We start from the raw sequence: 20,508 nt of genomic DNA on the forward strand, positions 1-20,508 counted from the left end.
ATCAGGACTCCCGTCCTGAAATCGCAAGGCTGGCCCTGCGATTTTGCGGCAACAGCAGGGCGCAAAGGCCATCGACGGCCCTCGAAACGAGGACACTTGCGATGTTACATACCTCGTGACAGCGGGTCGAGAAGTACGCCTCGATCGAATGGAACACGTTTGGCGACGGCAAGGTGACGGTGTCGGTGCCCGGCGAGTAGTGCGCGCTGTCGCCGCCGTGAACGACACGGATCGGGATCGCGTCGAGGAAGGCCTGCACCCCGGCCGAGAGCTCGCCGATCACCTTAGGATCGGGCGGCTCGGGGTAGTAGTGCGGCGGCAGCCCCTCGATCTGCGAGGCGTTGAACACGTGGTTCCACTTCATGAACCGGATCGTCTTCTCCGTCGTTTCACCGGTCTCGCGATCGGTGTCGGTCTTGCGCGCCGAGGAGTAGAACACACTGAACGAGCCGCTCTCGCCCTTGCGGACATGCGCGCCGAGTTCGAGCGCCTGGCGGAAAGTCATCCAGTAGGGGCTGGCATAGCCCCGGCTTTCGGCGACCGCCCAGAGGAAGAATGTGTTGATCCCAGAATAGGGGACCCCGTTGTGGCGCAGCGGCCGCGTGCTGGTCGAGGTCCAGGGCTTAAGCCACGGGGCGGTGCCGGCGGCGATCTTTTCGAGGATCAGGTCGGTGATGACCTGCGCGACGTCGGGTTTGGGGTGACGGGTCATTGGGCCAGGCCCTCCTGGGCAGGCTCGAGCGAGAGGTCGGCAGCCGCGCTCGACCAGGAGAGGCGCAGCGTGCGCCCATGCGGAATGCGCCAGGCGACCCGGTCGGCGAAGGCCATGCGGAGGCCGGCAAGGATCGCCGCGTCCTCGCCTTCGAGGATGGCGTGGGCACGTACCGCCGCATCGTGGCGGAAGCGGGTCTCCTGCGTGTCGTAGCTGTCCGCATCGGAATCGTCCGAGCGCGAGAACACCGCATCGACGATGAGGTCGGTGAGATCGTCGGGCCCGAGTGCGGCGGTCCGGGTCAGCGCAACGCGCGCGCAGTCGGGATCGCCCCAAGAGTCGGCATCTTCCAGAATCGCAAAGTCGGTCTCGAGATCGAGCCGCCGGTCGTGCTGATCGGTGAGTTCGATCGTGATCGCGTCGGGGCGGAGGGTGACGGCCTCGGCTTCGTCCGCGGGCATGCCGTCATCGAAGGTGAAGCGCTCGCCGGTGCGAATGAAGGCCGGAAGCGCATCGTACCAGGGATAGCCGATGAAATTGGTGATCGGGTCGTAGAAGGCGCGCGGTTCGGGGCCGCCAAGGCGATGCATCTCGCCGCCGTTAGAGCGCCGCAAGGCGCGGCCGAAGGTGACCGCGTCGAAGGAGTCGGTGTCGTCATAGATCGCTGCACCCGGCTCGAGGTCGGCAAACCGCGGCACCTCGCGGTAGCTGTCGCGGGCAAGCGTCGGGTACCACAGCGGCAATTGCCGCGCCGCCTGCGGGAAGTCGTCGTGATACAAGCTCGCTTCGATCCAGTTCTCGAAGCTCAGGCGGTGGAACGGTTCCTCGCGGATGACCGAAAAGATCGCCTCGCGGCAGAGTGCCACGAGACGGTCGAGCGCGGCGTTGCGGTAGATTTCCTTGCGGGCGGGCAGCACCAGGACGAGATCAGGCGCGTCGATGACGTCGACCTGCACGGACCACTGGGTGTGATGGACTTCCTTCACGACCGGAAAGGCGTGTTTGAGGGTAAGCCCATGGAAGTTGAGCGTCGCGATGTGCGGCGAGTGTCGGTCGCGGAATACGCCGATGCGGAAGCCCTCGCGCTCGATGACCTTGTGCGCATCGGCGAGGAAGTCGGCGCGGGCGAAGGCCTTGCCGTTGTAGCTGACCGGGACGGCCAAGAACCGCGCCGCCGCCTCGACGCAGCGTTCGAGCTTGCCATCGGGCTGCGGATCGAAGCGGAAAGCGATTGTCGTGCCGCGCGGCCCATCGAAGGGCAGCACATCGATGTCGGCCTCGCCCGTCCAGGCATCGCCCGTAATCGCCAGCGAGAACGCGCCGCCCGCGCTCCGCGAACTGACCACGGTGTCGAGGCCGGCCAGGCTGAAGAAGCCCATGCCCGCCGGGTCTTCGCGGGCGCGGCACTCGTCGGGCCAATCGGATGCCCCGAGGGAGAGGAGGTCAACCGGGTCGGCGATCCCGGCGCCGTCATCGCTCACCGTGATGAGGCAGGCGTCCGCCGCGTGATCGGCGGTGACGGTGATGCGGCCCGCGCCCGCGCGGCGGGCGTTCTGGAAAAGCTCGTTGAAAATGTCATCGAGGGTCCCGTTGAAGATCCGGGTGACCTTTGAGATCGCCTCGGGGGAAACCCGGGCGCGCAGCTTGGTGATCATGGTCATGCGGTGGTTCCTGGATGGACCGGCACGCTGCCGCTGGGCGCGTGAGATACGCGGGCAGCGTGCCGGCAAGGCTGGTTCAGGCGTCGATGGTCTCGCCGGCGTGGGCGTCCTGCTCTTCGGCAGGTTCGACTTCGCCGGCATCGCTCTCGGGTTCGTGCTCGACCGGCGCTTCATCATCGGGCTCGCTCGCGGCGAGCACCCGGAAGCGCATGGCCTCGGGCACCCATGCAAGCGCGGCTTCCTTGACCTCGGGGGCGACGATGGTCTCACCGGCGAACAGCTTCTCGCAGGAGGCCGAGAGGTCGCCCTTCTTGGAACCCATGAAGCTTGCCGCCATGGTTGGGCCGCCGACTTCGCTGACATGGGCGAGCAGCGCCTGCTTGCTCACGCGGTCGAAGTAGTTGGCCGAGGTCGGCCGCCAGTGGCTGGCGACGTTGATCCCCATCAGGGCGGCGAGATGATCGTGGAGGTCGATCGGCTCGGGTCCGGACTGCCCTGCCTTCTTGTCGATCCCCATGCTCGCCTCGAGCGTCTTCGCCATGCACCAGGCGAGCCAGCTTGCCTTGGCATCGTCGTCGAGCGCGCTGAACGCCGAGAACCGGTCGACCGTGCGGCGATGTTCGGTCCACGACAGGTCGAGCGTCTCACGCATGTCGGCCATCAGCGTATGCGCCGGGCTCTCGGGATAATTGGCGAGGTAGAGCGAGGGCGACGGGGCGCGGAGCGTCGTTCCGAGAGCCTGCGCACTGTAGAGCGCACGGGAGTCGGCGATGGCGAAGATCAGATAGTCGAGTGCGATCGCCGGGTTGGAGGCGAGGTTGATCGCGAGGATGTCGCGGCGCTGTACAGCAAGTTCCTCGACCAGCTTCTGCGAGAGCGGTTTGGGTGCGGACGAGGCGTTGCCGCCCTCCCCTGCAGTCCCACTGGCGCCCTCGCCCGCGTCGCCCCCGCGCGCCTTGCGCCGTTCGAGCGGCTTGTCGCTATAGAGGCCGCTCGCGACCGCAGGCTGGCCGTCGGCGCCGATGATCACGAAGCAGCCGACATTCGCCTTCATCTCCTCGGGGATCACCGGGGGCTTGTCGTGGAGTGCATCATAGGCGCTGCTTGCGGCATCCCAGCGCTCCTGAAACTCGGCGGCGGCAGCCTCGTCGTCCTCGTCGAGCGTCTCGCCTTCGGCTTCCAGCGCCGAGATCGTCTCGAGCAGCTTGTCAGCCTCAACCTGTTCCTCATCGGAGAGCGGCGCCGGTTCGAGATGGACCTGGTGCAGATCTTCGGTCGCGTTGTAGGTGACGCGCGTCTCGAGGATCGGGCGCACCCAGGCATAGCCGGAAGTTTGGGCGACCTCGGCCGCAAAGGCCTGGAGCTTCTCGCCGGCAATGCGCTGGGCGATCTCGGCATCGAGCCAGGTTTCGCCGCCGTCCTCTGTAAAGAGGTCGCGTTCGATCTTGCCTCCAGCGGCAAGGTATTCCGCTTCGCTGGCGAGCTTCGCCATCGGCGAAAACGAGCGGATCGCACTGTGCGTTACCATACGGCGGATGGAATCAGGGTTGTTGCCCTGCCAGCTATTCGACAGCTCGTTCCAGACCATCATCTGGCGGTCGTGGTTGGGCGTCGTCGCATAGGCCTTGGCGACGTCGAGGGTGATCTTGCCTTCTTCGAGCGCGGCGAAGATCGGATCGGCGAGGTCAGCGAGCCGCAGGCGGCCTTCGATGAACCGGCGGGTGCGACCGAACCGCTTGGCGATCGCGTCGAGGTCGCTGCCCTCGTTTACGAAGTGCTTGTACGCACGGATTTCATCGGTCGGCGTCATGTCGAGCCGGATGACATTCTCGATCAGCGAGAGTTCGGACTGCTCGGCGGCATCGATGTCGAGCACTCGGCAGGCGACGGGGTGGTCCTTGGGGAGCTTGCCGGCGGTCAGAAGAAAGTTGAGGGCGCGCAGGCGGCGGCCGCCTGCGGTCACGTCGAACATGCCCCGCTTCTTGGCGGGCACGACGATCAGGTTCTGGAGGAGGCCCTTGGCCTCGATATTGGCGGCGAGTTCCTCGATGAAGAGGTTGCTGTCGTTTTTGCGGACGTTGGCTTCGGACAGGCGTAGCTTGCCGAGCGGGATCAATTCGATGTCGTTCATTGGGGTGCTCCTGAAAGCCGGATTTGGCCGAGCCCTTCGGCTCACCCCTTCCAGCCCCCCTCCCCTCACGGCTTCAGGATTCCCCGAACTCTCAGGCGCGATGGTGCGTCTCCAGGCGGTTCGATTGGGTCCATGAGGCATAAATCGATCATTTATGCCTCATGGACCGGACCTGCGCCGGAACCTGAGGCGCACAACTTGGTTGCGTTTATTGCGAATATGCGCTAGGGAATATCGCCATCAGCGGAGAGAAACGATGACACTGCCAGCCAATGCCTTGCCCTTTGGCAACAGGCTGCCCTCTGCCGATGATCGGCAGATCGCCAACCAGCTTCGGCGCATCCTTGCCTCGCAGAAGGCCGGTGAGGCCAAGCTGCACATACCCGATCCCAAGACCAGGAAGCCGGTAGAAATCTCGCTGACACCGGCGATGTCGGACCTGTTCCTCGAGTTGCTGCGTCACATCGGGAGCGGGGATGCTGTCACGCTCGTGCCAATCCAGCAGATGTTGACGACCCAGCAAGCAGCAGATCTGCTCAACATTTCGCGCCCTTACCTGATCAGGTTGATCGAGAAGGGTGACATCCCGCACAGCATGGTAGGACGGCATCGGCGGCTCAAGGCCGAGGACGTGTTCGCGTACAAGGCGGAGCGCGACAAGATCCGTTCGAAGGCGATGGATGAACTGATTGCGGACGACGCGGACCTGTATTGATCTGACCCTGCCATGTTCGCCAATCGCTACACCGCACTCGTCGATGCCTGCACATTGGTCAGCGCACCGCGTCGTGATCTGCTGCTCACTCTCGCCGAGGCGGAATTCTTCCGTGTGCGCTGGTCGCAGCGCATCCTTGATGAGACTCGCGCGGCATTGGACAAGATCTTTGCCGAGCGTGGGTTCGAGGACGCGTCCGCAAGGGCGGCCCGATCGGTCGAGGCGATGCACCAGGCCTTCCCCGAAGCCCTCGTTGATGCGCACGCTTCGGTCGCGGCCCTGAAATTCGGACTTCCCGACGCCATTGACGAGCATGTGCTGGCCGCTGCAGTCCAGACGCAGGCCCAGGCTGTCGTGACCGAAAACATCAGCGATTTCCCGGCCGCAATTCTCGCGCCGCTCAACATCGAAGCGCGAACCGCCGACGAGTTCATCACAGACACCATCGCGCTCGATGAGGGCAAGGCGGTTGCCGCCATCCGGACGTTGCGCATTCGGCTGAAGCGGCCGGAAATGTCTGCTGAGGACTACCTGCGCTCTCTGGAGGCACATGGACTGTTCGTCACCGCTTCGATCCTGAGTGGCCACGCTGAATCCATCTGACCTGCAATGACGCGAGCCGACGGTTAGGCGATGACCCGCCGAAGTATCTCGCTTGCTCCGTCTACCGGGACGAACACGCGCGTCTTGTAGGCAATGATTTCCGTGAAGCAGCCCTTTGCCTTGAGCTCGGGAATGCGCGCGGCTTCAGCGTCGACGATCTCGATCCTTCGGGAGCCGTTCACCCGGGACGTCCGGATCGTAAAATTGAGCGGATGCGGCGCCTTCCACGTGCCCCCGCCGAGAATGGCGGCGGCAATCTTGGCCGGATCGGTCTGCGCCTTGCGGGCAACACCGAGCTTCTCGAGGGTCGCATCGACGTAGAGGTCGTGGACATGGCGGCCAAGCCAGGAGGCGCCCGACTTGTCGACGATGCGGTTGACCGTGAGGTCCTCCTTGGGAAGCGCGCCCCAGATTGGCAGGAGCAGCCCCGTCGCGAGATAAACCGTCTCGGTGACGAGCTGGCTCTCGTCGGCGGCGTATTCTTCCTCCCACAGCGCGCTGAACCGGGACTTGGTGACGGGCTCCCAGGCGGACTCGTCGAGCCGGTCGGCGCGGAGGTACTCGCTCCGCAATGGCCGCACGAGTTCGTAGCGCCGGATCATGTGGCCCTCCTCGTCCATGTGCGAGGGTGCCGGAACCGCGAGCGCGACCTTGCCCGACTTGTCATTGCGCAGGAACAGCGGCTGCTCCTCATAGGATGCCATTTTCAGCACGCGCTCGAGCGAGAGGACCTTACGCCGCTGGGTCAGCGACAGCTCAAGCAGGTGCGAGGTCGCGCCGGTCACGGGGTCGGTCCGGATCACCGTGTCGGACAGCACCTCGCAGGCCTCGACCGCCACCGTCTCGACCCCGATGTCGAAAGTCCCGGCTTCCTTTGCAGCGGAGACGCGGGTTTCAACAAGGGTCAGGAACTCGTCAAAGATCGCGTTCTGCACCGCGATCTTCATGGCGAGGATGCGGTTGAGCCAGCGCTGGATCGGCGGCAGGTCCTCGCGCAGGACCCCGTCCTGGTCGGTGAGCTCAAGCCCGCTCATCCGCTGAAACTCGGACAGGGTCGTGCTCTTGAGCTTGGCCATAGCGAGAAGGCCGTACCAGTCGTGCAGCGCGTGCTTGGCATAGATGCTCTCGAGATTGTCGGACGCATCGAACATCCCCTGCCCGCCGGTCTGGCGCTGGCCGCGGGTCAGCGCTCCCAGTGCGTCGAGCCGCCGCGCGATCGTGCTGGTGAACCGCGCCTCACCCTTGCAGTCGGTGGTGACTGGGCGGAACAGCGGCGAACAGGCCTGGTGCGTACGGTGGGTGCGCCCCAGGCCCTGGATCGCACGGTCGGCGCGCCATCCGGGCTCGAGCAGGAAATGGACCCGGCGCTGCTGGTTCCTGGCATCAAGGCTGGCGTGATAGCTGCGCCCCGTACCTCCCGCATCCGAGAACACGAGAATGCGCTTGGCCCCGGTCATGAACGCAGTGGTCTCGGCAAGGTTGGTCCGGGGCGAACGGCTCTCGAGGCGCTGCTGGCCCGAACCATCACGAACCAGGCGTTTGCTGCGCCCAGTAACCTCCGCAACCGCAGTCACGCCGTAGTGCTCCAGCAGGGCATCGAGCGCGGTCGGGATCGGCGGCATCGCGCAGATATGCTCGATCAGGTCTGCGCGCGCAGCCTCGGCCTGCGGGTTGTGGACCGGATTGCCTGCCTCATCCCACATCGGCCGCGAGCGCACGTCGCCGAGCTCGTCCGTGTATTCCTCCATCTGCCGGGTCGGGAAGGCCCGGGTGAGGTAGTCCACGATTGCTTCTTTGCAGTCGCAGTTTATGTCGAGCGTGGTGGCGGGAGGCGCAGGTTTCCTTCGGTTTTCCATGATTTCACTCCAGATAATTACGGTTCCCTCGACCTCAACAAGTCGAAGGAACCAACATGCGATCAAGATCATCATTGCCGTTTCGAGCGGCCCCGCTCCGGGTCGAAGACCCGCCCAGTCACGGCGCCCTTCTCACCGCATTCCTCTCCTCTCTGTCGCTCGACGAGAAGTCAGGCTGTGCGGTTCTGTATGGCGCGGCGGTCCGCCATTTCCTGCATTGGCTGGGCCTGCATAAGATCGCGATCCGCACGATTGACGATCGGGCTGTCCGGCGGTTCGAGAAGCATGGGTGCCGGTGCCACCGGTATTCGGCGCAGCAAGCGCACTACAAGGCTGACCAAGCAGCAAGGGTCAGGCGCTTCGTCCGGTTCCTGGAAGATCAAGGCTACGTCGAAGTCGACGACGGGATCGACGATCTGCCACGGCACCTCGCCGACTATTCCGATGCGATCGATCGCCTGCAACTTGCCGAGGGACCGGCACAGGCCTATCGGTCCGAGGCCGAGCATTTCGTGGCCTGGCTTCGCATGGCGCGGCGCCAATGGATCGAGATCGATGACGCGATCATCGACCACTATGCAGCGCATGATTGCCGATGCCCGGTCTGGCGCAAGCGGGGCAAGCTGGTCGCAACGGGCACCAAGCGGCGGCGGCGATGCGCACGGCACTTCGTCGAGTTCCTGCGAGGCCGGGGCGCCATCCCATTGGTTGAACCGGTGGCGGACGATGACCCGCACATGTCGGCTTACTTGGCATGGCTCAAGCAACACCGCGGCGCCACGGACGAGACGATCCGGCGCTACCGGACTGATATCAGACGGCTCATGCCAATGCTGGGCGAGCCTACGCAATGGGATGCCGCCGGACTCAGGAGCGCATTCCAACGACGAAGCAAGGAGACGCCGGGCTCGGCATCGCTGCTCGTCACGATAATGAGGAGCTACATCCGGTTTCTGGTCGTGCGTGGCGAGTGCCGGCCGGCTTTATTGCATGCAGTTCCATCAGTGCAGCGCTACCGCCTTTCGACGCTGCCGCGCCATGTCGACCCGGCAACGATCGAGAGGATCATTGCGGCCTGTCCGACAGATCGTCCGGTGGAAGTCCGGGACAAGGCCATCATTCTCCTGCTCGCCAGGCTCGGCCTGCGGGCTGCCGATATTCAGGACATGCGTCTCGACGACATCGACTGGCGATCCGGCCACCTGACGGTCAAGGGCAAGACGCGTCGACCGGACCGCCTGCCATTGCCGCAGGATGTTGGCGACGCGATCCTGGCATATCTTGCGGCAGCCCGCCCGAAGACCGCCGAAAAGCATCTGTTCCTGCGTGCACAAGCACCGTTTCGGCCATTCCGCTCGTCCGCTGAGATCGCGGGCATCGTCGCTCGTACGCGCGACCGCGGTGGGATCGAAGGAGTGCCGACCGGGTCACACATATTCCGGCATTCGCTTGCCACCAACCTGCTGCGCGCAGGCGCAGGCCTGGAGTCCGTCGGGACCATCCTGCGTCACAGCTCGCCCGAGACCACTGCCATCTACGCCAAGGTCGATCTGCCGATGCTCATGAAGATCGCGCAGCCCTGGCCGGGAGAACAGTCATGCTGAACATCCACATTTCCAGATACGTGGCGCTGCATCGCAGCCTCGGGCGGAAGTTCTCTGAACAGGAACGCATGCTGCGCCTGTACGCCGCCTACGCCGAAGGATTCGGCGACCGGCACATCCAAGTCCAGCGGATCTACGACTGGTGCCACACGGCGAGTTCGCAAAATGTGGCCCGCCGGAGGTTCGATACCGTTCGCAACTTCAGCCGCTTTATCCAAGCCGATGATCCAGTTTACGAGGTTCCGCCTGTCGGTGTCTTCGGTCGGGGCAAGCGGCCACGCCCGACCCCGACCATCATCGAACCGGAACAGGTCCGGGCGATCATGACCGCGGCGTTGGACGTTGCGTCCCAAGACACGATCAGCCCATACACGTACCATTATTTGTTCGGCTTGCTGGCGGCGACAGGTCTCCGGATTTCCGAGGCCCTCGCTCTTCAATGCAACGATCTGGTCGAGGATGGCCTGATCGTCCGCAACGGCAAGTTCGGCAAGCAGCGGCTGATTACCTTGCAGCCATCGACCCGTCAGGCGCTCGAAGCATATCTCGCCACCCGAGCAAGGCTTGGCGCCACGGGCAATGACCTGTTCGTGACCATTCGGGGGAGAGCACCACACAAGGTGCGCGCCCACGTGGTGTTCGTCAGGCTGGCCCGGCAGCTCGGATACCGCGGACCGACCGGAACGGCCGGGATGCGGTTACACGACCTGCGGCACACTTTCGCCGTGCGTTCCCTTGAGTCCTGTCCGCGCGACAGGGAAGCCATCGCACACCACATGGCCGGACTCAGCGTATATCTGGGGCATGCGTCGGTCGCCAACACCTATTGGTATCTCGAGGCCACTCCGGTGCTGCTGCGCGATATCGCTGTCGCCAGCGAGCAACTTTACCGGGGAGAAGCGGCATGACGGCACTCGCTCCGCATCTCTCGATCTACCTGCGTGAACATCTACCGCGCGAACGTGCTGTCAGTCCGCACACGGTGAAGACCTATGCCAACTGCTTTGTCCTCCTGGTCCAGTTCGCTGCCGATCGGCTGAAGCGTCGGCCGACCGATCTCGAGATCGAGGATCTCGGCACCGACATGATCATGGCCTTCCTTGACCATGTCGAGAACGGTCGCGGCAGCTGTGTTCGGACCCGCAATGGCAGGCTCGCCGCGATCCGGTCCTTCTTCCGCTACATCGAGTATCGTATTCCGGCCTGCCTGGATCAGGCCCTTCGCGTCAGATCGATCCCTACCAAGAAGACCGACAAGGCGCTGATCGACTACCTCGACCGGGCAGAGATCAAGGCTTTGCTCGACGCCCCGGATCCCCGGACACGCCTTGGCACCCGCGATCGCGCAATGCTGCATCTGGCCTATGCTGGCGGGCTGAGGGTGTCGGAACTCGTAACGCTACAACTGCGCGATTTCCCGGACCGCTTCCTGTCCACCGTGCACATCATGGGCAAGGGACGGCGTGAACGGGTCCTCCCGCTCTGGAAGGAGACTCAGTTCGCATTGCGCGCGTGGCTTGCGATCCGTCCCGATGCGCAAGCTGCCGAGATATTCCTCAATGCCAGCGGGCAACCCATGACCCGCGACGGATTTGCGTTCCGTTTGGCGGAGCACGTCAAGCGCGCGGCAGAGAAGCAGCCGTCGATCCTTGGCAAGCGCGTAACACCGCACGTGCTGCGCCATTCCTGCGCAATGCACACGCTCGCGGCGACCGGGGACATTCGCAAGGTCGCATTATGGCTCGGGCACGCCAGCATCCAGAGCACTGAGACCTATTTGCGCGCCGATCCCGAGGAAAAGCTGCAAATTCTCGCGGCGCACGGCGCCCCTGCCATCAGGCCCGGGCGCTTCAAGCCGCAAAGCGACGATCTACTATCAATGCTTCAGGAAATACGTGCAGGAGGTCATGTCAAAATTTGACACAGTTCCGCATCGCAGTCCGAAGCGCCAGTGGCGCTCCCGCCAACAAAGCTTCGCCTTCGAGGCGGCCGTTGATGCGCAGCATAACCGAACCGTTTTGACGGAGAAGCATCGGAATGAGTTGGGAACCAGTGAGGTTGGCCTGCCAAAACGTGCTCTGAGCGTTAGCGCGGCCGGTCGGAATGTCAATTAATCGACCAGCAAAATTCCATGTAACCGTAACGCGCGGCACCGTCGCGGGCTTGTTAAGGAGCATGGCCATCATGGGGCGGTTGCCTTCACAAAACAGGCTAAACGACTTGATGTTTGGCGAAGCAGCTACATCGACATAGGCCATTGGGGCGCGACCTTGGACCGGCACGACCTCCCAAGCAGTCCCAGGCAGCGGCACTGCGTCCTCAGGTGGGCTGTCCATAAGCAGGCGAGCAATGTCCTGGGGCACGGGCAAGCGGCCTCCTTGAGGCGCATAGACCGTCAACTTTCCCTTTTCCCAAAGGCCAATTTGAACAGCACGGCGATTTGCATCAAGCAAAACATAGGCTTGCTCTACACCGCCTTGATGCGGCGCATTTCCGGTAACCCAATAGAGAGACCCTTGTCGCTGGAGACCGGATATCGCCGAAAGATTGCTGGCCAGCAGGTCTGTTTTGCGGCCCAAACGCGAACGTATCGCGTCAGCTATCGGACCACTTGTCAAAAGATCTATTCCGTTGGGATCGGAATCACTTTGGAATTTCCCTACGGAACTGGCAAGATTGGTCCAGGTTAGCGGCGTCGGTTTTCCCAAGACTGGCCTTGCTTGCAGCGGTGCTTTTGAAGCAGCAGATGCCAGCCCAGACCCATTGCACAAGAGCAATGGGGATTGCGACACGAGCGCTGACTTGAACGGATCCAGGCGCTGTCCCGGCGCGACGTCTGCTTCAAGGCGGACTACGCCTCGCTTTTCGTCGTCATTGACCGTCAAGATCACGCGTCCGAAATCGTTGGCATTGACAGGAAAAGGAAAAAAGACCGCGCTAATGCCTTCATAGGTCGGGCCAAGAAACGAAGCCGCGTACTCAAACCGGGTGCTTTTTACAGTCTGACCAGACGCTTTGAAAGTAAAACCGGTTTCGTTGATCTCAAGGCTCGCCCCTCGGGAGCAATCGCCACGCGGCGCATACGAGCCATAGCTTCCTTCGAGATCCATGCCTTTTAATGACGTCAATGTCACTGCACATGCGACGCCGGGCAAGCCCAGAAAAATCCCTGCGAGAAAAACGATAATGGGGCGCTTGGGCAGTTTGCTCGGCATGGCAGATCTCCATGGCGGACAGCCTTGCATCGGGACCTCGATTGAAAGCGACGAACGACTGCCTCGGGGATTTTCTACAACCTGCACCATTCCAGCGGTGCCGACAATCCTAACGGCCCTAGCATTCAACCTTGTCAGGCAATTATCTGGAGTGAAATCATGGAAAACCGAAGGAAACCTGCGCCTCCCGCCGCCACGCTCGACATAAACTGCGACTGCAAAGAAGCGATCTAATGTTGAGCTCAACATTACACATATTCCCTGGGTGAAAGGTCCAGTTCCAGCGCCTCGCGCTCGTCAGGATCGAGCTCATTGAGACGCCGGTTGAGGATCGATTCCGCGGTACTGACCAGCTGGACGACGACACTTTCGTCGTTCGCCAGATGCTCGTCGATCGCGGGATAGATCGATGGCAGCTTCAGCGAGAGGAGGACCTGCGCAAAGAAGCGCTGCTTGGTCCCCTCGAACCGGCTGCGGGCCGCCGCCTTGGCGCCGCTGTTGAGCGTCCTGTTCTCAAGCCCATCGACGATCCCGGTGAGTTCGAGCGCGGCCTCAAGGTTCTGGTGAATGATCGTTTATCGCGAGGAAGCGATAATGCGCAGGAACGCGGCGTAGTCGCGGAATTTCCGTTATCTGGCGCAAATTTGCTGCGCATTATTTTGGTTGCGAACCTCGGCGGTCTCTGGACCAACCGAGGAGACAATCATGTTGAAGTTGCACGATGAGCTGATCGCCAAGCTCACGAATTTCCTGACGGAGCGAAATTACAATCCCGTGGTGGTTGCGAACCATCGCCTCTATGCTCGTGCGTTTCTCGATTACCTGGCCGAATGCGATATCCGGGTGGAATCCGTGACGCCCGGGCAGGTCGATCAGTATTTCCACTATGCGATCGAGGATTTTCAGGCCCGGTATGGCCGGGATCCCAGCCCACGCTGGCACAAGCTGCCGCGCACGGCGATTTCCAAGCTGCTTCGGCTTGCCCAGGGCAAATGGCCTCCCGAACCGGAACTGACCGGACCCGACGCGGCGTTCCGCCATGCGATCTGCTGCGAATACGAGGCATGGCTGCGCGACGAACGCGGTCTGGCGAGTGCGAGCATTGCGGCGGCGATGTGGGAGGCACGAAACTTCCTGCGCTGGCAGTTCGATCGCGGCGGCGGAGCTGGTCTCGCAACACTGAATGTCAGGGATGTCGATCTCTACATGGACATGCGCGGGCCTGGCCTGCGGCGCAAGTCACTGGCGGATGTTGCGGAGCGGCTCCGCTCGGTGGTCCGCTATCTGCACCGGACGGGTCGTATCCCGACCGATCTCACCCCGCACATCATCGGTCCCATGCTCTACGCCTATGAAGATGTGCCCTCGACGCTGGACACGGAGCAAATCGCGGCGGTGCTGGCAGCTGCGAAGACGGACCTGTCGCCGCGAGGGCTGCGCGATCATGCGATACTTCAGCTGCTTGCGACATATGGCCTGCGCGAAGGCGAAATCTGTCGCCTGCGCCTTGAGGACGTGAACTGGCGCGAAGAATCCCTGCATATCCGCCACACCAAGACCAATGCGCATTCCGCCATGCCGCTCCTGGCGCCGGTTGGCGAGGCGCTGTTCGATTACCTTCGCCATGGGCGGCCCCGGACCGAAGCGCGGGAGGTCTTCGTCCGGTCCTGCGCGCCCTATATCGCGATGACGAACCTGTATGGCATGGTCAGGGGACGGTTGTCGGCCGCAGGCGTCGAACCGCCCGGGAAGCGGGGACCGCATGTGTTCCGTCACGCCCGTGCGGTTGAAATGCTGCGGGCGTCGGTCCCGCAAAAGATTATCGGCGACGTGCTCGGGCATCGATCCACCGAATCCACCAATACTTATCTCAAACTGGCAACAGATGATCTCCGAGCCGTGGCACTCGATGTGCCTGGAATGGAGGTGCTGTCATGAGCGCCTGGCACGATCCCGATCGCACCGTCGTCGACGCCTTCCTGGTAAAATCGCAGTTCCGGCCGGGAAGCGTACCGACCTATCGCTGGTTCCTTCGCACCTTCGAAGATGTTGCCCGCCGGCATCCGGCGGTGGACCGGCAGATGCTCGAGGCCTGGCTGAAGGAAATGGCAAGACGCTGGCGAATGTCGACATTGCTGAACCAGGTCTGCATCGTCGATCGCTTCCTTGACCACCTCGCCGAAATCGGACTGATCGCCGACAATCCCATTGTCGCGCTTCGCCGTCGGTACAACGTCAAACACAGCAAGCCGATCTGGCGCGCGCTGGCGTCGTCCAATCCCGATGAGGAACTCGCCGCGTTGCGACAGCCTGCACCCTTCGGCAGCGTGCTGGGCGACTTCATGCGCGATCATGTCGCGCTGATGCACAGCCGGGGCTATCAGTATGAAACGCAGGGCCACTGGATATTGCGGTTCGACCGGTTCCTTCAGGCGAACCCCGAACTTGCCGGGTCATCGCTTGAAACCATGCTGGCGTGCTGGAAGGCGGCCAAACCAACTCGCAATCACGCGGCTGAATGCCAGAAGCTCGGGCGCCTCCTGACCAAGGCGCGGCATCGCCTCGATCCCGGCATCCCGCCGAAACGCTTTGACGCCCGGCCCGAACGGGAAGTGGCGCGAGAACATCGGCGGCCGCATATCTTCAGCCCGTCCGATGTCCGGAACATGCTCAATGTTGCCCGTTCCTACCCGTCGCCAAATGCACCGCTGCGACCGATGGTCCTCTACACCATGGTGCTTCTGGCCTATTGTGCCGGTCTGCGCCGCAGCGAACTCGCCAGACTCGATCTGGGCGACGTGGACTTCCAGTCGGGCACGATCACGATCCGGCAAACGAAGTTCTACAAGACCCGGATCCTGCCATTGACAGGCAGCGTCCTCGCCGAACTGCGCGCCTATATCGATGCAAGGCAGCGCGCAGGTGCGCCGCAAAATCCGGAATCAGGTCTGTTCTGGCACGGGCACTTCAATGATCGCTACACGCCGCGGTCTGTCTCGACGATGATCACCGATGTCATGCGCCGCGCCGGGTTCAAGGCCCCGACCGGGCGAACGGGGCCGCGCGTTCACGATCTGCGCCATTCGATGGTCGTCAACCGGATACTCCAATGGTACCGGGCCGGCGTCAATCCGCAGGACAAGCTGCACTTCCTCTCCACCTACATGGGCCACCGGGATATCAACTCCACGCTGGTCTACATCACCGTCACGCAGGATCTGCTGCAGGAAGCAAGCGAACGCTTCCGTGCCGTCGGCGCCCGATGCCTCACCATGGAGGCGCGGCCATGACGAGAAGCGACCCGTTCCCCTCTCTGTTGCGGGCGTTCTTCCAGGAATGGCTGGTCGAGCAACGCAGTGCTTCGGTCCATACGATCCGGTCCTATCGTGACACCTGGCGGCTGTTGCTGCGCTTTATCGCCGAGCGAAAAGGCGGCGGGGTCGCGCGAGTCGCACTGGCCGATATCTCTGCCGACGAGGTGCGCGCGTTCCTCCACCATACCGAACATGGGCGCGGGTCCACGATCGGCACGCGTAACTGCCGGCTCGCCGCGATCCGCAGCTTCTTCAGCTTCGTGGCGGACAGGAATCCGGAATATGTCGCGCAATGCGCAGAGGTTCTGACCGTACCGCTCAAGCGGGAACCGACATCCGCGCCGTGCTATCTCGAGCCGGCGGAAGTCGAGGCGATTCTCGCCCAACCCGATCGGAGCACTGTCGCGGGAATGCGCGACCATGCGTTGCTCTCGTTCCTGTACAACAGCGGCGCGCGGATCCAGGAAGCGCTTGATCTGTGCCCCGACGCGATCCGGTTCGATGCACCCCACTGCGCTCGCCTCAATGGCAAGGGGCGCAAGGAACGGATCTGTCCGCTCTGGCCGGAAACCGTGACGTTGATCGAAAAGTTACTGGAACGCCAACCGCGTGCGCCAGACGAGCGCATCTTCGTCAACCGATATGGCAAGCCGCTGGGCGCGTCGGGCGTGCGGTTCAAACTCGCCGCCTATGTTGACGAGGCAGCCAAGGCTGTGCCGTCGCTCCGGTCCAAGCATGTGACGCCGCACAGCTTCCGGCACGCAACCGCCGTCCACCTTGTAGCAGCCGGAGTGGACATTACCGTTATCCGCAGTTGGCTGGGGCATGTCAGCCTCGACACGACCAACCACTACGCACAGGCCAATCTCGAGACCAAGCGAAAGGCGCTGGAACAGGTGGGTGCGCCGGCGGCGAGCAACGTACCCCCTTCGTGGAAACGGGATGCCAGCCTGATGGAGTGGCTCGACACCCTGTGAAATAATGCGCAGGAAATGCCGTAATGTTCCGCAGTCTGGCGGGGCCTACGCCGCGTTCCTGCGCATTATCGCTTCCTCGCGATAAGCGATCTTATGAGCAGCTGCGCATAAGATGCCCCAGGCCTCGCAATAGGTGTCGTAGACCGCGATCTGCTCCGGGGTCAGATCGTGGCGGAGGATGTCGTACTCGATCCCAGCGAAGCTGAGTGCCCGGGCGAGGTAGAGCCCGGAGGCCTTGAGGTCGCGCGCCACCAGTTCCATCGCGGCAATGCCGCCGTCGCGGATCTCGCTGATGAACTGCTCGCGGTTTGCGAACGCGGTGCCCGGTCCCCAGAGACCGAGTCGGACCGCATAGGCAAGATTGTTGACGTCCGATGCGCCGGTGGCCGAAGCGTAGAGCACCCGGGCGCGCGGCAGTGTGTTCTGGAACAGCACCCCGGCAATGCCCTGGAGCGAGCCCTGCTTCTGGCCAAGCGCCCCTTCCCCGCCTGCAACGCCGCCCATTTCGTGGGCCTCGTCGAAGACGATCACGCCTTCGAAGTCTTCGCCGGCCCAGCGGACGATCTGGTCGAGCCGGGTATCCTCGACGCGTGAACTGCGCAGCGTACCATAGGGAACGAACAGGATACCCTCGGGCGCCGTGATCTCCTCGCCGATCTTCCAGCGGGCAAGGTCGAGAATATCGGACGGCAATCCGCCAATCGCGGTCCAGTCGCGCTGCGCGTCTTCGAGCAGCGGCGCATTCTTCGAAATCCAGATGTGACGGCGATTGCCCTGCAGCCACTGGTCGAGAATGCAGGCGGCGGCCTGCCTTCCCTTCCCTGCCCCGGTGCCATCGCCGAGGAAGAAGCCGGTGCGGTAGAGCTGGCCGTCCGGGTTCTCCTTGAGCGCCAATTCGCTGGACGAATGGCTGAAACGGCCATGGAGATCGCGCGACCAGGCCTCGCCCGCATAGATCACGGTTTCGAGCTGGGCGGCGGATAGCAGTCTTGCCGTCACGGTCCGTTCGGGCAAACTGGGCACATAACTCGGTTTCGGCGCGGCGATCGAGGCCATGGCGGCGGATTCGACGAGGTGGGTCGGGTGTTCGCCAGCTTCCGCGATCACGACGCGCGAGGGCCGGTAGTCGGCATAGACCCCGCGCTGCTCGCCCATGGCGGCAGGTTCGTCGAGCACTTCGTAGGCGACGGGGCGGACCTCATTGGTCTGTGCCGCCCGAACGATCACGGGCCGGGCTGGACCGGTCTTCACCGAGCGGAACAGGCTGAGCTTGGGTCGGGGTGCGCCCGATTGAGCCGGGTCGCGCAAAGGCGCCCGGAGTGGCACCGTTGGCAGTGCAGCGAAGAGTTCGCCGACCGAGCCGCGATTGATCGTGGATACGCCGATCTCGCCTGGCACCTTGTCGATCACCAGCACGCGAACGGCGATACCGGTGCCGTGCTTGGCATAGCCCCCCTTGTCCAGACGGAGCGACAGGACGACCCGCGCGCCTTCGAGGGTGCGCCGGAAGGTTTCCTCATACCTCGCTGAGGGTGAGAACCAGTCCGGCATGATCGCGACGATCCGGCCTCCGGGCAGCAGATGGTCGAGCGCAGCACGCAAGTGCCTGGCGGCGGTGTTCTGATCTTGCCCACGTGATTGCGACACCGAGAACGGCGGGTTCATCACAGCGACGCTTGGCCGTTCTGTCCCGGAGAGCAGCGCGCTGAGTTTCGCGCCGTCGTGGCGGTAGACCTTCGTGCCCGCAAACACAGCCTCGAGCAGGTCGGCGCGGGTTGGCTCGAGTTCGTTGAGGATCAGATCCTTGACCGCGCCCTTGGCGAGCGACGCGATAATCCCGGTGCCTGCGCTTGGTTCCAGAAGCACGTCATCGCAGGAAAGCCGCGCCAGATGAACGGCCAGACGGACCAGCTCCGGCGGCGTCGAGAACTGCTGGAACTGGATCTGGTCCTCACTGCGCACCGTATGGGTTGGCAGTTCGCGCGAGAGCGCCTCAAGCGTGCTGATCGCCGCGCTGACGTCCATGCGGCCTACAAGGTCTGGAATGGCCAGAGAGAGAGCGACTTCCAGCGCTTCGAAACTGTCGCGCTGCTGCCAGGCACCTGCGGCGTCATTGCCGCCTGCACTCTCGGTCATGGCTTCGCTCAAAGCGGCGCGGCCGATCGGAACAGCGAGGAGCAGCTTGGCGGCAAGTGTGCGCGCAGCGCCGAGAATGGCGCTGGCACGCGGAATCGTTGTGGTCATGCGGAGGACTCCTGAGCTCGTGCCGGTCAGCGGCACGCCCGCTCCAGCCCCCCTCCCCTCACCGCTTCAGGAGCTGCGCCCAGTCGTTCATGCGGCCCGGCGGCCACTCGGTCTCGATTGCAAGGCCGGGGCGTCGGTAGGATTCGGCTGCGCGATCGCGGGCCCGCCTGCCCTCGGCGTCGTTATCGGCCAGCAGGATCACGGTTTCGACTGAGGCCGGGATGTTGACCTGGTGGAAGCGTTTGGCACCCATAGTCGCCCAGGCCTGGATACCCGTCAGTGATGTGTAGGCGGCTGCAGTCTCGAAGCCCTCGCAGATGCCAATGGCCTTTGCTGGAAAGCCATTGGTCCAGGCGGCGCCGATTGCCTGCCCCAGGACCAGCTTGTCAGTGTAGGTTGCCGTTGATGGATCGAGGAAGATCCTCTGGATCGCCTTGATTGCGCCATCCTTGCGCATGGCGACCAGCAGTGCCGGCTTGAAGCTGACGAGACTCCCCTGCCCTTGTGGGCACCGGGGATGAAAGCGGAGGTCATCGAGCGGCGCCCAGATGTTGCGTACTCTCCTGACATAGTGCTCTGCCAAGGTGCCCTCGATCTGCCCAGCCGCCCGCCAAATGGCGAGATAGGCTGATGGTTGCATTGCCTGCTGGCCTGATACCTCTGCGGGGGTAATGCGCGGCAGGTTTGCGATCCTGCGCAGATCCCGGAGGACATCGGTTGCATCACAACCGGCATGGCAGGTCACAAGGATACCGCGATCGCCTTGCCGGATCGAAAGTGAAGGGGTTCGGTCTGCATGGGAGGGGCAGAGACACATCGCGGTCCAGCCTGACCACTTCCCGCCGAGGCGAGCGACGAGAGCGCGGAGGTCCGAAGTAGGGCAATTGCTGACGATGGCCATAACCACCCAGTTCGGCCCTACTCCCCTCCCCAATAGCGGATAGCGTGTTTGGTGCTCTTCGAATGGGCTGGCCATTTCGATCACACGAATCGGCATCTGACCCTTTAAAAGTCATTTTAGAAACGCCGCTGCTTGCAGCGGAAGGATTCATGATTCTAAGGATTCAGATTCAGTGGCTCAAAAACGGTGCAAGTTCATGTGTTTGCAGCCATAAAGCTGACCGGATGGGGGAGCTCTCCTGACCTGATGGGGGCTAGAGCCTGACCCATCGGGGGAATTGACCTGACCCGTTGGGGTCGTCCTGACTCCTTGGGGGAATCAACTGGCCGAGCGCTCCCAGCTCTCCTGTAGGTAACATCTGATTCTCTCTGACGCCTAAATCAAGGTTCATTTCCGATTTCGACCAAGGGTCCGCCGACTCGCAGGTTTTCGTGGGTTTGTTGTTCGATCGATCGTCATTCTATCCTGACCGTTTGGGGGCGATCACCGCGTAAACATCCTGACCTGACTTGACGGATGAGGTCAGGTCAGGCAGCAAGCTTGCTCCGAGAATCAGCCTCTGATCGAAATATGGC

Annotated in this window: 14 protein-coding genes and 2 pseudogenes; 8 read left to right on the plus strand and 8 right to left on the minus strand. The window is 63.0% G+C overall.

Features of this window, described 5'->3' with window-relative positions; translation table 11 throughout:
• Nucleotide 1: 1 nt before the first annotated feature.
• The 3 genes from JI59_RS24380 to JI59_RS24390 all read right to left on the minus strand — a co-directional run bounded on the left by JI59_RS24380 (nucleotide 2) and on the right by JI59_RS24390 (nucleotide 4,504).
• Entirely contained in the window at nucleotides 2–712 is a 711-nt protein-coding gene (locus tag JI59_RS24380) for an ArdC family protein (RefSeq protein WP_007015927.1), read from the minus strand.
• Nucleotides 709–2,373, minus strand: coding sequence for an ATP-binding protein (locus JI59_RS24385; protein ID WP_007015928.1), 1,665 nt, complete (start codon nucleotides 2,371–2,373; stop codon nucleotides 709–711). Before JI59_RS24385 ends, JI59_RS24380 begins: the two co-directional genes overlap by 4 nt.
• Nucleotides 2,374–2,449: 76 nt before the next feature.
• Entirely contained in the window at nucleotides 2,450–4,504 is a 2,055-nt protein-coding gene (locus JI59_RS24390; RefSeq protein ID WP_041565074.1) for a ParB/RepB/Spo0J family partition protein, read from the minus strand.
• A 256-nt stretch (nucleotides 4,505–4,760) separates the two neighbouring features.
• Between JI59_RS24390 and JI59_RS24395 the strand changes: the two genes are divergently transcribed.
• Nucleotides 4,761–5,219, plus strand: coding sequence for a helix-turn-helix domain-containing protein (locus JI59_RS24395; protein WP_007015931.1), 459 nt, complete (start codon nucleotides 4,761–4,763; stop codon nucleotides 5,217–5,219).
• 12 nt (nucleotides 5,220–5,231) lie between these two features.
• A complete protein-coding gene (locus JI59_RS24400; protein ID WP_007015932.1) occupies nucleotides 5,232–5,822 on the plus strand; it encodes a VapC50 family PIN domain-containing toxin in 591 nt (196 codons plus the stop codon).
• Between the two features lie 23 nt (nucleotides 5,823–5,845).
• Here JI59_RS24400 and JI59_RS24405 read toward each other — a convergent pair whose 3' ends face one another.
• Entirely contained in the window at nucleotides 5,846–7,753 is a 1,908-nt protein-coding gene (locus tag JI59_RS24405) for a strawberry notch C-terminal domain-containing protein (protein ID WP_007015933.1), read from the minus strand.
• On the opposite strand from JI59_RS24405, the gene JI59_RS24410 reads away from it, so the two are divergent.
• Genes JI59_RS24410 through JI59_RS24420 form a run of 3 tightly spaced genes read left to right on the plus strand, consistent with a single transcriptional unit; the run spans nucleotide 7,735 to nucleotide 11,203 of the window.
• The gene (locus JI59_RS24410; protein WP_037485774.1) at nucleotides 7,735–9,282 is read left to right on the plus strand and encodes a tyrosine-type recombinase/integrase; all 1,548 of its coding nucleotides are present in this window, start codon (nucleotides 7,735–7,737) and stop codon (nucleotides 9,280–9,282) included. The genes JI59_RS24405 and JI59_RS24410 overlap by 19 nt on opposite strands.
• Nucleotides 9,276–10,190 (plus strand): tyrosine-type recombinase/integrase, encoded by a 915-nt coding sequence (locus tag JI59_RS24415; RefSeq protein ID WP_007015935.1) that lies wholly within the window; start codon nucleotides 9,276–9,278, stop codon nucleotides 10,188–10,190. The genes JI59_RS24410 and JI59_RS24415 overlap by 7 nt, the downstream gene beginning before the upstream one ends.
• On the plus strand, nucleotides 10,187–11,203 hold the full coding sequence (locus JI59_RS24420) for a tyrosine-type recombinase/integrase (RefSeq protein WP_007015936.1): 1,017 nt from the start codon (nucleotides 10,187–10,189) through the stop codon (nucleotides 11,201–11,203). Before JI59_RS24415 ends, JI59_RS24420 begins: the two co-directional genes overlap by 4 nt.
• Here JI59_RS24420 and JI59_RS24425 read toward each other — a convergent pair.
• Nucleotides 11,193–12,497, minus strand: coding sequence for a hypothetical protein (locus tag JI59_RS24425; RefSeq protein WP_080993750.1), 1,305 nt, complete (start codon nucleotides 12,495–12,497; stop codon nucleotides 11,193–11,195). The genes JI59_RS24420 and JI59_RS24425 overlap by 11 nt on opposite strands.
• A gap of 248 nt (nucleotides 12,498–12,745) precedes the next feature.
• Nucleotides 12,746–13,072, minus strand: a pseudogene (locus tag JI59_RS28255) (strawberry notch-like NTP hydrolase domain-containing protein); the annotation flags it as partial.
• Nucleotides 13,073–13,202: 130 nt separating this feature from the next.
• Here JI59_RS28255 and JI59_RS24435 point away from each other — a divergent pair.
• Genes JI59_RS24435 through JI59_RS24445 form a run of 3 tightly spaced genes read left to right on the plus strand, consistent with a single transcriptional unit; the run spans nucleotide 13,203 to nucleotide 16,788 of the window.
• Complete coding sequence (locus JI59_RS24435) at nucleotides 13,203–14,435, plus strand: site-specific integrase (RefSeq protein ID WP_004212848.1); 1,233 nt, start codon at nucleotides 13,203–13,205, stop codon at nucleotides 14,433–14,435.
• Complete coding sequence (locus tag JI59_RS24440) at nucleotides 14,432–15,787, plus strand: tyrosine-type recombinase/integrase (protein WP_007015939.1); 1,356 nt, start codon at nucleotides 14,432–14,434, stop codon at nucleotides 15,785–15,787. The genes JI59_RS24435 and JI59_RS24440 overlap by 4 nt, the downstream gene beginning before the upstream one ends.
• Nucleotides 15,784–16,788, plus strand: a complete 1,005-nt coding sequence (locus JI59_RS24445; RefSeq protein ID WP_007015940.1) for a tyrosine-type recombinase/integrase — start codon at nucleotides 15,784–15,786, stop codon at nucleotides 16,786–16,788. Before JI59_RS24440 ends, JI59_RS24445 begins: the two co-directional genes overlap by 4 nt.
• Nucleotides 16,789–16,896: 108 nt before the next feature.
• On the opposite strand, the pseudogene JI59_RS24450 reads toward JI59_RS24445, so the two are convergent.
• Both JI59_RS24450 and JI59_RS24455 read right to left on the minus strand, forming a co-directional pair.
• A pseudogene (locus JI59_RS24450) lies at nucleotides 16,897–19,032 on the minus strand (strawberry notch-like NTP hydrolase domain-containing protein); the annotation flags it as partial.
• A 58-nt stretch (nucleotides 19,033–19,090) separates the two neighbouring features.
• Nucleotides 19,091–19,672 carry a DUF7146 domain-containing protein gene (locus JI59_RS24455; protein ID WP_238532680.1) on the minus strand — a complete coding sequence of 194 codons (582 nt, stop codon included), beginning with the start codon at nucleotides 19,670–19,672 and terminating at the stop codon, nucleotides 19,091–19,093.
• Nucleotides 19,673–20,508 lie beyond the last annotated feature (836 nt).

It is taken from the genome of Novosphingobium pentaromativorans US6-1, assembly GCF_000767465.1.
Classification (GTDB): domain Bacteria; phylum Pseudomonadota; class Alphaproteobacteria; order Sphingomonadales; family Sphingomonadaceae; genus Novosphingobium; species Novosphingobium pentaromativorans.